The 12,937-nt window shown below is 46.2% G+C and carries 15 protein-coding genes; all 15 read left to right on the top strand.

The window, feature by feature from the left end; translation table 11 throughout:
- Positions 1–266: 266 nt before the first annotated feature.
- The 15 genes from D5281_RS17190 to D5281_RS17260 all read left to right on the top strand — a co-directional run bounded on the left by D5281_RS17190 (position 267) and on the right by D5281_RS17260 (position 12,809).
- The gene (locus D5281_RS17190) at positions 267–599 is read left to right on the top strand and encodes a hypothetical protein (RefSeq protein ID WP_160561336.1); all 333 of its coding nucleotides are present in this window, start codon (positions 267–269) and stop codon (positions 597–599) included.
- A 22-nt stretch (positions 600–621) separates the two neighbouring features.
- Positions 622–891 carry a DUF6870 family protein gene (locus D5281_RS17195; RefSeq protein ID WP_160561337.1) on the top strand — a complete coding sequence of 90 codons (270 nt, stop codon included), beginning with the start codon at positions 622–624 and terminating at the stop codon, positions 889–891.
- 174 nt (positions 892–1,065) lie between these two features.
- A complete protein-coding gene (locus tag D5281_RS17200) occupies positions 1,066–2,787 on the top strand; it encodes a recombinase family protein (protein WP_277935433.1) in 1,722 nt (573 codons plus the stop codon).
- The gene (locus tag D5281_RS17205) at positions 2,787–4,511 is read left to right on the top strand and encodes a recombinase family protein (protein WP_160561338.1); all 1,725 of its coding nucleotides are present in this window, start codon (positions 2,787–2,789) and stop codon (positions 4,509–4,511) included. Before D5281_RS17200 ends, D5281_RS17205 begins: the two co-directional genes overlap by 1 nt.
- Positions 4,504–6,063 (top strand): recombinase family protein, encoded by a 1,560-nt coding sequence (locus D5281_RS17210; RefSeq protein WP_160561339.1) that lies wholly within the window; start codon positions 4,504–4,506, stop codon positions 6,061–6,063. The genes D5281_RS17205 and D5281_RS17210 overlap by 8 nt, the downstream gene beginning before the upstream one ends.
- A complete protein-coding gene (locus tag D5281_RS17215; protein WP_160561340.1) occupies positions 6,060–6,425 on the top strand; it encodes a recombinase family protein in 366 nt (121 codons plus the stop codon). Before D5281_RS17210 ends, D5281_RS17215 begins: the two co-directional genes overlap by 4 nt.
- Before the next feature lie 423 nt (positions 6,426–6,848).
- Positions 6,849–7,541 carry a response regulator transcription factor gene (locus D5281_RS17220; protein ID WP_160561341.1) on the top strand — a complete coding sequence of 231 codons (693 nt, stop codon included), beginning with the start codon at positions 6,849–6,851 and terminating at the stop codon, positions 7,539–7,541.
- A gap of 21 nt (positions 7,542–7,562) precedes the next feature.
- Positions 7,563–8,471, top strand: a complete 909-nt coding sequence (locus D5281_RS17225) for a sensor histidine kinase (RefSeq protein ID WP_408637290.1) — start codon at positions 7,563–7,565, stop codon at positions 8,469–8,471.
- A gap of 168 nt (positions 8,472–8,639) precedes the next feature.
- Entirely contained in the window at positions 8,640–9,563 is a 924-nt protein-coding gene (locus D5281_RS17230) for an ABC transporter ATP-binding protein (protein ID WP_160561343.1), read from the top strand.
- Entirely contained in the window at positions 9,556–10,344 is a 789-nt protein-coding gene (locus D5281_RS17235; protein WP_160561344.1) for an ABC transporter permease, read from the top strand. The genes D5281_RS17230 and D5281_RS17235 overlap by 8 nt, the downstream gene beginning before the upstream one ends.
- 1 nt (position 10,345) lies before the next feature.
- Positions 10,346–11,125, top strand: a complete 780-nt coding sequence (locus D5281_RS17240) for an ABC transporter permease (RefSeq protein WP_160561345.1) — start codon at positions 10,346–10,348, stop codon at positions 11,123–11,125.
- Positions 11,126–11,141: 16 nt separating this feature from the next.
- Complete coding sequence (locus D5281_RS17245; RefSeq protein ID WP_160561346.1) at positions 11,142–11,510, top strand: YxeA family protein; 369 nt, start codon at positions 11,142–11,144, stop codon at positions 11,508–11,510.
- Positions 11,511–11,893: 383 nt separating this feature from the next.
- Entirely contained in the window at positions 11,894–12,103 is a 210-nt protein-coding gene (locus D5281_RS17250) for a sigma factor (protein ID WP_160561347.1), read from the top strand.
- Positions 12,091–12,333 (top strand): RNA polymerase sigma factor, encoded by a 243-nt coding sequence (locus tag D5281_RS17255; RefSeq protein ID WP_160561348.1) that lies wholly within the window; start codon positions 12,091–12,093, stop codon positions 12,331–12,333. The genes D5281_RS17250 and D5281_RS17255 overlap by 13 nt, the downstream gene beginning before the upstream one ends.
- Positions 12,330–12,809: a hypothetical protein gene (locus D5281_RS17260; RefSeq protein ID WP_160561349.1), complete on the top strand. Its 480-nt coding sequence runs from the start codon at positions 12,330–12,332 to the stop codon at positions 12,807–12,809. The genes D5281_RS17255 and D5281_RS17260 overlap by 4 nt, the downstream gene beginning before the upstream one ends.
- Positions 12,810–12,937 lie beyond the last annotated feature (128 nt).

A 12,937-nucleotide genomic window follows, 5' to 3' on the forward strand; every position in this document is an offset into this window, starting at 1 on the left:
GGGCGGGACAAGGGAGGGATGCAGGTTTCCCTTTCCTGCCTGCCCGCCCCGTCAAACAAGATGACTTCAAAAGTACGAGCGGCAACCCGGAGGGCCTGTGATCGGCGCGTGGCAGCGCCGGGACCGCCATGAGTCGCCAGTAAAGGAAAACCAGTTATTCCCGTACCGCAGGGTGAAAGGGGGATACTGAGGGCACGGCCTGGGCAGCTTAGTCACCTGCCGCCACCTGCTGTCGGTATCATGGCGCTTATAGAGCCGTAGGCGGCTTGGATATTCCCGTACCGGGGGTGGGCAGTAAGGCAATCCGGTTGCCTGATAATACGGCACAAGACAGGATTTTTGTGATTTTACGGGAACAGGTACCGGACAGGATAGATTTAATCTGTGCTGTCCGGGCGGTTTTCCCTTTCCTATCTCCGGCAGGTGTGAAAAAGAATCTGCCGGATTTCTTACGGGATGTAAGACCTGACGCCGCAAGCCTTTTTTCGCTGCATTCTGATGAATGGGCGGCGTTTGCAGCGCAAGGTGTTCCATCCCGCTGGTATATAGGGGGACAGATTTTTTGTGATAAGACAACCTTAACGGGAAATAGAATATAGAAAGGCGGTCAAGGGGCAGGATATGGAATTGACAAGGGAAAAGTTACAGGAGATGGCGGCTGTGGATATACGGAGCGTGGATATCAACAGCCTAACGGATTTAAGGGATATTGTGGTTGACACGAAAAAGCCCGTCCCCCAGAAACTGGCCTCTTTTGCGGCGCAGACGAATAACGTATACATCCACCGGATCGGGGACTATATCGTGAAAGTCCGTTTCATGGAAGAAGGGCCGACCATTGATGATAAGATGGAGGAATATTTGAGGCGGCTCGCGGAGATACACATTTAACCGGAATGGAATCAGATTGTTCTTGAAAGAACAGAAAAGTTATGTGAATCTAAAGTCAGGACTTGATTCAGTGGAAGCCCTGGCTTTTAGATATGAGCGGGATAACGGCTATCCTTGTTAGCTAATAAAAAGTCAGGGGTGATACAGTTGAAAGAAAAACAATTCTATGCGGCCATGTACCTCCGTCTTTCAAAGGATGACGAGGACAGGGGCAGTTTCAATAAGTCCGAGAGCAACAGTATCGGAAACCAGAGGGAACTTATCAAATCATTCTTAAGGGAGCAACCGGACATAGAGCTTTACGACATCTATGTGGACGATGGCTTTTCAGGGAGCAATTTCGACAGGCCAGAATTTAAGAGAATGATCGGCGACATTGAGGCAGGCAGGGTGAACTGCGTGGTAGTGAAAGACCTGTCCCGTTTCGGGCGCGATTACATCGAATCCGGGAGGTACATACAAAAGACTTTCCCGGCTCTTGGTGTGCGTTTTATTGCGCTTACGGACCATTTTGACAGTGTATCGGCAGATACGGGGGAAAGCTCGATTGTCCTTCCGGTCAAGAATTTCATAAACGATTCCTACTGCCGGGATATTTCCACAAAGGTAAAGAGCCAGCTTGAAGTAAAGCGCAGGAACGGGGAGTGTGTATCTGCCTTTGCAGTTTATGGGTATAAAAAGAGTGACACAGACAGGAACAGGCTTGTCATTGATGAATACGCGGCGGAGAACGTGCGGCGGATATTTGCATGGAAGATCGAGGGGATGGCAGTCTCTGCGATTGCGGAAAAGCTGAACAGCCTCGGCATCCTCTCCCCGAAAGAATATAAAAAGTCAATGGGGCTTCACTATCACAGTGGCTTTTCCGGGGCTGGAAGTAGCATCTGGGGAAACGCCACCGTAAAACGGATACTAACCAATGAGGTCTATCTGGGCCATATGGTTCAGGGGAAAACAGAGAAAGTAAACTATAAAGTAAAGAAGCATACCGCAAAACCGGAAGGGGAATGGGTGAAAGTAGAAAATACCCATGAGGCAATCGTTTCCGCCGATGATTTTGCGGTAGTCCAGCGCCTGCTCAAAACAGATGGGCGCAAAAGCCCGGAATCCGGGACGTTAAATCCTTTTGTGGGAATACTGTTCTGCGGCGACTGCAGCCAGCAGATGATAAGGCGGGTGATACGTTATAAGGATACGGCAAAAGTTTATTACATCTGCTCAACAAAGAACCGAGGAGAAGGGTGCAGCAGGCACAGCATAGAGGAAAGCGCACTGAAAGAGATCGTCTGTGAGAGCATCCGGAAGTTTGCCAATTCCTTCCTGAAAGAAAAGGAACTTTTTGACCGGGCCATGCAGTATGAGACCAACTTCGAGGCGGTTGCCCGGTATGACAAAGAGATCGGGCGGCTGAAAAAAGAGCAGGATAAATATTACTCCCTCTGTTCCGGCTTATATGAGGATTTAAGGAAGGGCATTGTCACAAAGGAGGAATTTGAGCGCCTGCACAGCGGCTTTACGCAGAAAGGGAAGGAACTGGAAGCAGCCATGCAGAAGCAGGAGCAGCTCATTAAAGATATGTTCAAGAAAGGGGCGCTTTCTGCGGGGAGGCTGAAAACTTTTCAGGATTGTGTGGAACTGAGGGAGATAGACCGGCATACGCTGAGCAGCCTTGTAAGGCGGATTGATGTTTATGAGAATCGGCAGGTCGTGATCGATTTTTACTTTATGGACACGTTTGCTGTCATGGCAGGGATTGGCCGGAAGGTTTCGATGGACAGGGCGGTGAAAGCACAGACGGCGGAAGGAGGAGCGCAAAGTGAAAAATCGGAGATTTTTCACTTAGGAATTTGTGCTATGCCCAAATTCCCGGTGTGTTCGGAGAGGGGAGGAGCTTGATGGGGAGAGTGTCAAAGCGGACTTCCGCCCCTGCTGTGGCGGACAAAAAAACGAGAACATGTTACAAAGCAGGCATTTATGCAAGGCTTTCATCAGACCAGGACAGGAAAAAGAATGAATCCGTGGAAGTGCAGGTAAAGATCGCGGAAAAGCATATCGAAGAACTGAACCGGGAAGGGACAGAGCGGATAGAGATCATAGACCGTTATACAGACCTGGGGAAAACGGGGAGTAATTTTGAACGTGACGAGTTTCAGAGACTTATGCAGGACATACGGCTGGGTGACATTGACTGCGTGGTGGTCAAAGACCTTTCCCGGTTTGGCCGGAGCTATCTGGAAGCGGGGAATTATATTGAGAAAATCTTCCCATTCCTGGGTGTCCGCTTCATAGCGGTTGCAGACGGGCTTGATACGGGGCACAGGGGAAGCAATACAAAACAGATGGCAACGGAGATAAAAAACCTTGTCAACGATATGTATGCAAAAGACTTTTCCGTAAAGGCAAAGCAGCATTTAAAACTAAGGCGGCAGGAAGGCTCCTATGTGGGAGGGCCGCCGCCCTACGGCTATACAAGTGTAATGGCAGGCAGGGCCTGCCATGGGGATAAGAAAATACGGAAGCTGGTGCCGGATGAAAATACTGCGGGGATTGTAAAGCATATTTTCGGGCTGTTTATTGAAACGGGAAGCTATGCGGCGGTGGCAGATGACCTGAACAGGAAAAAGTGCAACCCGCCGTCTGTGTATAAGAAAACCGGAAACGTCTTTTTTGACCCGGAACAGGGGGAATACAAGGGATGGGATAAAGGCTCTGTGGAGCGTATCGTGAAAAGTGAGACATACACCGGAAAACTGGTGCAGGGACGGACTTCCATCACCGCAAGGGATGAAAAGAACCGTATTCACAAAGCGGAAGAAGAATGGGTAGTCAAAGAAAACGCCCACGAACCTGTTATTGATGCGGCGGTGTTTGCAGAAGCGGCAAAAGTGCGGGAAAGGCTTCAGGAAAGGATGAAATCCCATGCCCATCCGACAGAAGGATGCCCGATAAGGGAGAATATTTTTGACAGCGTGCTTTACTGCGGCGTATGCGGCAGGAAAATGACACGGCATAGTTATGCCAAAACTTATGCGGACAGGAGCAAGACAAGGCTGGACGGATATTTCTGCATAAACGGCGGGCAGACAAAAGTGGAGAGCTGCCCTGCATCAAACCGTATTTCAAAGGCGGAACTGGTGGATATCCTGTTGCCGCTCCTTAAAATAGAGTTTTCTGTCTATCTGGAGAAAACGAAAAGATATACGGAGATTGTGAAAGAACAGCTTCGGGCGGCGGGGACGGAGATTGATGCAAAAATCAGGAAAACAGAAAGGGATATCGCCGCCGCAAAAGAAGATGAACGGACAAAATATGTGGAATACCGGGAGGGTATTATCCCCCAGAGTGAGTATGTTGCTTATAAGATGCGGCAGGAGGGCAGGCTTAATGACTTAAACCGGCAGAAGGAGGAACTGGAAGCTGGCAGGAAGAACCTGGACACTGTATCAGGAAAATATCTTGCGGCGGCCCGTGCCCTGCTCCGGTTAAAAAGCGGCATGGAACTGACAAAGGAAATGGTAGAATCCCTGAACCGCAGGATTTACGTCTATCCGGGGAAGCGGATAGAAGTAGAGTTTGCCTATACAAATGAACTGCTTGAGGGGGTGCTTGCAAATGGATAAACTTGCAATTTACCTGCGGCTTTCCCTGGAGGATGCAGACGATAAGGATGAAAGCAACAGTATCAGCAGCCAGAGGGCCATGCTCCACGCTTACATATGCAGTGACAGGGAACTGAGGGAAAAAGAAGTTTTAGAGTTTTGTGATGACGGCTATTCCGGTACAAGCATGGAAAGGCCGGGGATGCAGAGGCTCTTAAAAGAGGTAAAGGACAATCAGATCGGGTGCGTGATCGTCAAGGATATGTCCCGTTTTTCAAGGGACTATATCGAACTTGGAACCTATATGAACCAGATATTCCCTTTTATGGGAGTGCGGTTTATCGCGGTAAATGACCATTACGACAGCCGTGACCATGCAGGAAGCACGACACCTATTGACACGGCTTTCCAGACACTTTTGTATGACTTATACAGCAAGGACATATCCGTAAAGGTCAAGGCTTCGGTTGAAAATAAATGCGCGGGTGGGGAATATGTTTTCGGACAGGTTCCCTTCGGGTATGAAAAAAGCCGGGAACTGAAAAATACGGTTGTAGTGAATGAAAAGGAAGCGGAGATTGTGCGCTGCATCTTTGCCCTTGCCACTGACGGGAACGGCAGCACACAGATCGCAAGGATTCTCAATGAGAAGGGTATACCCACCAAAACACAGATGCGCCACCCTGAGAGGGCAGGGAAAAGCGGCAGGATGCAGGCATGGGATAACGTCTCTGTCCGGGCTGTCCTGAATAACCGCTTTTACTTAGGTGAGATGGCCTATGGGAAATCAAAGCGCAAATTCGTGGGCAGTAAAGGCAGTATCGCTGTGCCGGTGGAGGACTGGAAAGTGATACCAGACCACCATGAGCCGCTTGTTTCGCCGGAAGATTATGAAAAGGTATGCCTTTTCCGTAAAGGGGCTGACACTGCCAGAAAAGGGGAGAAAAACCCGCTTGTGGGGAAATTATTCTGCGGCGGATGCGGCTATTCCATGACTTACAAGCCCATACGGGGGAAGAATAAATACCGCAGGTTTGAGTGTCGGAAACACGCTGTATTGCAGATACGGTCGTGCTGTACCTATTTCCCTGCCGATCTGCTGGAAGAAACCGTGCTGACTATGTTAAGCAGGGAGCTGATGGTGCGCGGGGATGGCGCAAAGGAAAACCGGAACCTTGTTTCTTTCCAGAAGTCTTGTATTACAAGGCTGGAAAAGAAGATAACAGAGGGCCGGGGCAGGAAAAAGCAGCTTCAGGCGGAGGCGGATGCCCTGTATGAAAGCTATGCGCTTGGCACCGTCCAGGCCGCATCATACAGGCAGAAAGCGGACGGCATAAAAGAGCAGGTTGCTTTACTGGCGGCAGAGGAAGAAACGTATGGGAAAGAACTGGAACAGCTACGGGAGGAATACCGCAGGGCAGAGGAAGATATGAAGCAGGTCATACGGTATTCCCATTTAGAAGTGCTGACACAGGAAGTGGTTGATATATTTATTAGGAAAATATACGTTTACAAAGACAAAAGAGTTGAAATTGTGTGGAATTTCCGCGATGATGGAAAGGGGACAGAATGAGGGCAGCGATATATGCAAGAGTAGGAAATCCGGCTCAACTGGCAGTCCAGAATCAGGCAGAGGTGTTGACAGGGCAGATCAGAGGTATGTGGGGAGACAGCACGGAGATTGATATTTATGCTGACAATGGCATCTCCGGCTTGCAGACAGACCGGCCCGGCCTGCAAAAACTGTTGCAGGAGGCCGGAACTTATCAGGGGGTGTTTGTCTGTAATCTAAACAGATTATCCCGGTCGGTGCCAGATGCGATAAGTCTGGTCAGACAGCTAAAGGATTCAGGAACGGAAGTTTATGCGCCGGACAGGAACATGGTGGAGATCGCGGAGGAAATAATGGAGATTGTTTCGGGTATTTCAACTTGACAATAATTTATCTCCAATTTTACCCCGACTTAGCAATAATTTACCACACGCTCCACGAAGTTATGCGGGTTTCAGCGATTTTCGCTCAAAAAAAGTGAAAAAAGTTTGTGACATTAACTTGACATACGCGGGGTATGGCAGACTGGATATAGCCGGAACCTTTAACGTATTAGCCGGAGTATAGTATAATTGAATCATTAGCATGTAAGCGGGGCAAAAATCTGCTGTTTAAATCGGCGGATTTTTGCCCTGTTTTTGTGGGTTACTTTGTTTGGAACAGTTCAGCCTTGCTGAAGTGTTACCTTTGTTTGCTACAATGCGGGATGCGGGCCTTGCTATTGTTCCAATCTCCACATATAATTGTAGTGTAACTGTGTAAATGGTTTAAATGTGCGATATTTCGACAATGAAGGAGTGCCTGCTATGAACAAAATTTTAATCATAGATGATGATAAAGAGCTCTGTACATTGATTAAGCAGAGCGTCTTATCAGAAAACATAGACGCCGATTTCTGCTCCTGTGGAAAATCCGGCTTGCTACAGCTGAAGGAAAAAGAATATCAGCTTGTCATATTGGATGTAATGATGCCCGGCTTTGATGGTTTTGAGACATTAGAACAGATTCGGAAGGAAAGCAATCTGCCTGTGCTGATGTTTACCTCCCAAAATGACAGCGCTTCAAAAGTGCGCGGTTTACGGGCAGGAGCCGATGACTATCTGACAAAGCCCTTTAACATGGACGAGCTGATTGCCCGTATTGTGTCTTTGATCAGACGTTATACCCGCTTTAATCAACAAGACGGGCAGCTGCAGACATTTGATTTTGAAGGGCTGACCATCGACTTTAACAGCCGTTCTGTTCATGGAGTAAACGGCGATTATGAACTGCCGCCGAAAGAATTTGATTTACTGCTATTCCTTGCCAAGAATCAGGGAAAGATACTGACAAAGCAGCAAATTTATGAAAATGTGTGGGAAGAAGATTATGTTTATGATGACAGCAACATTATGGCGATCATCAGCCGGCTGCGGAAAAAGATAGAAGAAAATCCGGCCAGTCCTAAATATATACAGACCGTAAAGGGGATTGGATACCGTTTCAATAAAGAGGTGTGAGCGATGTATGTAGAAACAGCTATGGTAATTGTCTTAATAATCGGTATTGTGTTTGTGGGTTGGGCGATTTTCACAGTCCGGCGTGTAAAAAAGCAGATATTGGAAATGTCCGATGCTTTGGAGGATATCAAAAATGGGAATGGAAACAGGCGTATTTTGGCGGAAACTCATGAGCTTGTAGCCCCTCTTGCTTACAAAATGAATGATATTGTCCTGTCTTATGAAAGCAGACTTTCTGTCTATCACCAAACGGAAGAAGCAAACAGGCAGCTTATGACGAGCCTTTCCCATGATGTAAGGACACCGCTTACCACACTGATTGGGTATTTGGATGCCGTACACAGAGGGATTGCCACCGGAAAAGAACGGGACGATTATATAGAAACTGCCCGCCGCAAAGCCCATGACTTAAAAGAATATATAGACGTGCTTTTTGACTGGTTTAAGCTTGGTTCTAATGAATTTTCCATGAACATAGTGGCGGCTGACTTGACGGAGCTGACACGCAATGCGCTGACCTGCTGGATCCCCATATTTGAAGATACACAGATAGATTTCGCGATTCACATTCCAGAGCAGCCTTTCCGGGTGCGGATAGACCCGGACGGATATATGCGGATATTAAACAATCTGATACAAAATGTACTTTCCCACAGCCATGGGGATAAAATCGAAATAGCATTATCACAGCAGAACGGGAAGATCAAAATTCTTCTGTCCGACAATGGTGTAGGGATAGACAAAGAGGACTTAAAACATATTTTTGAGCGGCTTTACAAATGCGATAAGGGGCGGTCTGAGAAAGGCAGCGGTCTTGGTCTGTCTATTGTACATCAGCTTGTTGAAAAAATGAACGGAACCATAACGGCCCAGAGCATACCCGGGGAAGGAACTGCCTTTACCATACTTTTCCCCTCAACGGACGATTGAGCTGCCGCCTCCTCTTTTCAAAGTGCAAGGTTAACGCAAGGTTTGTGCAAGGTTTATGCAAGGTTGACGTGATAGAATAAAGCACATCAGTAAACTGATATGCGCATCTTCCCGGCAGGAAAAACGGCCGGGATGATTGAGCGCTTACATAAAGAAGGAGGTTTCCCAATGGGTAAATATGTAATTGAAACGAAAAATCTTACAAAGCAATACGGGACACAAAAAAGTGTTGCCAATCTGAATATCCATGTGAAAAAGGGACGTATCTATGGTCTTCTTGGCAGAAACGGAGCCGGAAAGACAACCACAATGAAAATGCTGCTTGGGCTCACACAGCCTACATCCGGGGAAGTGGCAATTTGGGGCAGGCCTTTAGTGGCCAATGAAAAGAGGCTGCTGCCCCGCATTGGCAGCCTGATTGAATCCCCCGGCTTTTACCCCAATCTGACTGCCACCGAAAACCTGCGCATTTTTGCTACCCTGCGGGGCGTGCCAAACCGCAACGCAATTAAAAATGCACTTGATTTAGTGGGTCTGCCTTACAAAGATAAAAAACTGTTTTCCCAATATTCACTTGGCATGAAGCAGCGGTTAGCCATTGCCCTTGCCATTATGCACGACCCGGAGCTTTTAATTTTGGACGAACCCATCAATGGTCTTGATCCCATTGGAATTGCGGAGGTACGCTCCTTTATCCGTACCCTTTGCAACGAACGGGGAAAAACGATTTTGATTTCCAGCCATATCCTCTCGGAGATTGCACTTTTGGCTGACGATATAGGCATTATCGATCACGGCGTATTGTTGGAAGAAGAAAGCCTTGCGGAACTGGAAGCAAAAAGCAGTAAACATATCCGGTTTACTGTTTCTGATACGGCACAGGCAGCAAGGATTTTGGAATGCGGTTTCTGCGAAAACCAGTTTACCATACAGGATGGCCACAATATGCAGCTGCATAATCTGAATATTTCCATCGGGAAGATCGTTACCGCTTTTGTAGAAAACGGCTTGGAAGTATCACAAGCCTGTACTTGTGAGGAAAGTCTTGAAGATTATTTCAAACGTGTAACAGGAGGTGAGGGGATTGCTTAAACTGATTATCTGCGAATTTGCAAAATTAAAACGTAAAAAATTTATTTTGTTTGTGATACTTTCCGCACTTTTGTTCCCTGTGCCTGTTACAGCGATGATGACAACGCCGCAGATGGCAAAAGGGTATGACAGCCAGGCTGAGATTTTCAATGCCTGTTTCCAGTTTATTATGGGATATGGGGTGGAGCTGCTTTTGCCCTGTGTGATTGGAGTCATCGCCGCCATGTTGTTTTTTATGGAACGGGACAATGACACCTTTAAAAATCTGCGCACCATTCCGGTCACAAGCTCGCAGATGATTTTTGCGAAAATCATTGTTTTATTTGCCATGGGGGTTATTTTCAGCCTGTTCTCGGCTTTTGCTGCGGTTTTATGCGGAAGTTTGGTTTCCCAGGTAAATGGGGTTGCCTATAAGCTGTTCGTGGCATTGGAAATGGGGATCTTTACCACAGCCGGAACACTGCCTTTGATTGTACTTGTTGTTTTCTTTAGCAAGACTTACATTTTTTCCGTTCTCCTGTGTATCTTTTACAGTGCTTTGAGCCTGACTGCGGAAACTTGTTTTGGTGTATTGCCCAAAGCTGTATGCTGGTTGATGCCCATTCCGCTCACAACGCTTTGGAGTGCGGGGGATATGGTACGGCATGGAGTGATAGATAGTGTGGGGGAGCTTACATATCTGCAGCCCACAACCTTTCAGACGATCGTTATTTTGGGTACTGAAGCTGTTCTTTCAGTCATAGTCATCGACTATTTGTATAAAAGAAGGGGGGAATCATGATATGTTTCGTATGGTTAGGACGGAAATTTGGAAATTAAAACGTTATCACATGATATGGGCAGGCGTTCTTTTAATGTTGCTTTCCGTTTTGCTGACAATCTTTTCCACTACGGCATTAGACGGTACTATCTGGACATTTTCTCATTTTACGGAACAAGTGCTGAAAAACAATATTACAATGATTTTTCCTATGTGCATTACTTTGCTTGCCGGATATATCATAGCCAGGGAAGAAAAAGACGACACACTGAAAAGTATCATGACGATTCCTGTTTCTTACTGCCATTTACTGTGGGGGAAATTATTGGTCTGCGCTTTGTTATCCCTGTTTTTAGGCTTTGTAAGCGCCGTATTTACGGTCATTGCTAATTTGATAATGGGATTTCCGGGATTTTCTGTAACATCGGTATTACAGACCTTTGTCCAGATTATTTTGAATTGTCTGTTTTTATACATTGCCGTAATGCCGGTGATCGCAGTTACAGCCCGTATATCCAACGGACATATGATAGGTACGGTCATTGCATTTGTCTATGGATATGGGGGAATGTTTGCAGCAGGGAATATGACGATTGCCAATATCTATCCAATCACAGTGAGCATGGGATTAATACGGTATCGAAGTTATGATGAAGCTGTCCATTGGAATACTGCGCTGTGTGGGCTGAGCATGCTTGTGGTTTTGCTGGTTTCTGCGGTTATTGTGATGACTGCCAAAAATGCTTCCCCAATCAAAACAGTGAAAAAGCAGAAAAAAATCGTTACAAAAAAAGGTTGGTAGAAAAGGAGTTTTTTATATGAAGAAAAGAATATTATCCGGAATCGGTATGGTTATTTTAGTGGTCGTATGTGTTTGCGTTTTCCTTCTTTCAAAGGCAGGCAGCACATACTATTATTCACAAATTGATAACAGTAAAATGGAACAGGGCAAATCAGGAGGCGGCGTAGTTAATTTCAGTGGGAGTTTGGATTACTCATACACTTTATTTTCTTACAACGAGAAGGGAAAGGGAAAAGATATTACATTCGGAGCATCAAGAGAATTGAAAGAGGGCGCTTTTATTCGTTTCACGGTAATGCCAATTCGTGGCGTTCTTGAATGGGAAGAAGTACAATATGATGAACTCCCGGCGGCTGTTCAGGAGCAATATACCACACCCAAGTGATCTTCCATTGAGTCAGTTTATCATACTTAGTAATCTGCCGTACAATGGCAAAAGAAAAAAGCCATTGTACGGCGGATTACTATTTTTTTATAAAATTTTTGTGTACAATGCAATATTTCAGGTTTCTGATTCGTCTAATGAGTGTAAAAGTCCAAAAAACTTAGTAAAGTATCTTACATGAGCAGACAAATTTTTGATAATGGAAAGGCCGCGCGGAAGTAAGGGGCGGTTTATCCGGAATCTGAAAGCCAAACACCGGTGTTGTAGGAGGAGAGACGAATCAAATTACGAAAGGAGACATAAGAGGTGGAACTTCTTGTAAAGAAGGCAAAAAGAGGTGATCCGAAGCCTTTATAAAACTGATTGAACGGAATAAACAGAGTATGTACAAGGTTGCCAGAGGTTTTTTGCATGAGGAGGATGTGGTGGATGCCATGTCGGAAACAGTGCTGACATGCTATGAAAAAATCCGTACATTGAAGCAGGATGCTTATTTTAAGACATGGATGATCAGGATTATGATCAACCATTGCAAGGATATTCTGTGCGCTCAGCGCAGGAGCATTGCGGTGGAGAGAGTGTGCCTGAGCTAGAAGACCGGGAAGCGGAGGTTGGGAGAGAGGGATTTTTAGAGTTGATTGAACCGTTAAAGGAGCAGGACTGCTGCATTTTTACACTGTATTATGTCTATGGCATGAAAGTGAAGGAAATTGCAGCGCATATGGAGATGAAAGAAAATACTGTGACAACCCGTCTGAAACGCGGCCGTGATGCGCTGCGCAATGGGATAAAAGGCAATCGGGAGTTAGGAGGACGTGGATGAACCATAAAATGGATGAAAGACTTCCTCAGGTGGTGGAAGACCGGTTACAAGAAGCATATGAGGCAATACGGAAGGGAGAGGTCAAACAGGTGAAGCAAATGGAAAAATATAAAAACAGAAATAAACGATGGATGAGCGTTGCGGCGGCGATAATCATACTTGTGTCGGTACCGTCAGTCGTATTTGCGGCAATGACATATTTTCAAAAAAGCGCTCAGCGTAGGGAAGATCAGATTACTTATGAATTTGTTTTGAATTATGAGCTGCGTCCTTATACAAGACAACACTACAAGGATGGAGCGCTTTTGAGTGAGGAAAAAGCAGAGCAGAAAATTCTCAGAGTGGATATTGATGTGCATTGCTATGAGCGGCAGGAGGGTGAGGTACCCTTAAACTTTGATCTGGAATATGTGGAGCAGAAGCCGGATGGCGCTTATACATGGAGAAAGGACTATTATACCTCTGTTCCGGAGTAGAATTATGACTTGCAGATGGACGATGGTGTGGTTTATATTGACAGGGCGGTCCATACCCAGGGGGAGGAACGAAAAGACTTTTCCTTTCATGATAAGATTTGAGGTGGAATAGGACACACTTCGCATCA

The sequence above is a fragment of the Parablautia muri genome (assembly GCF_009917485.1).
Classification (GTDB): Bacteria; Bacillota; Clostridia; order Lachnospirales; family Lachnospiraceae; genus Suilimivivens; species Suilimivivens muri.

Bases quoted from the DNA above. Each gene is read 5' to 3' on its own strand.
- D5281_RS17195 (WP_160561337.1), top strand. From the start codon at position 622: ATGGAATTGACAAGGGAAAAGTTACAGGAGATGGCGGCTGTGGATATA.
- D5281_RS17200 (WP_277935433.1), top strand. From the start codon at position 1,066: ATGTACCTCCGTCTTTCAAAGGATGACGAGGACAGGGGCAGTTTCAAT.
- D5281_RS17205 (WP_160561338.1), top strand. From the start codon at position 2,787: ATGGGGAGAGTGTCAAAGCGGACTTCCGCCCCTGCTGTGGCGGACAAA.
- D5281_RS17210 (WP_160561339.1), top strand. From the start codon at position 4,504: ATGGATAAACTTGCAATTTACCTGCGGCTTTCCCTGGAGGATGCAGAC.
- D5281_RS17215 (WP_160561340.1), top strand. From the start codon at position 6,060: ATGAGGGCAGCGATATATGCAAGAGTAGGAAATCCGGCTCAACTGGCA.
- D5281_RS17220 (WP_160561341.1), top strand. From the start codon at position 6,849: ATGAACAAAATTTTAATCATAGATGATGATAAAGAGCTCTGTACATTG.
- D5281_RS17225 (WP_408637290.1), top strand. From the start codon at position 7,563: ATGGTAATTGTCTTAATAATCGGTATTGTGTTTGTGGGTTGGGCGATT.
- D5281_RS17230 (WP_160561343.1), top strand. From the start codon at position 8,640: ATGGGTAAATATGTAATTGAAACGAAAAATCTTACAAAGCAATACGGG.
- D5281_RS17240 (WP_160561345.1), top strand. From the start codon at position 10,346: ATGTTTCGTATGGTTAGGACGGAAATTTGGAAATTAAAACGTTATCAC.
- D5281_RS17245 (WP_160561346.1), top strand. From the start codon at position 11,142: ATGAAGAAAAGAATATTATCCGGAATCGGTATGGTTATTTTAGTGGTC.
- D5281_RS17250 (WP_160561347.1), top strand. From the start codon at position 11,894: ATGTACAAGGTTGCCAGAGGTTTTTTGCATGAGGAGGATGTGGTGGAT.
- D5281_RS17260 (WP_160561349.1), top strand. From the start codon at position 12,330: ATGAACCATAAAATGGATGAAAGACTTCCTCAGGTGGTGGAAGACCGG.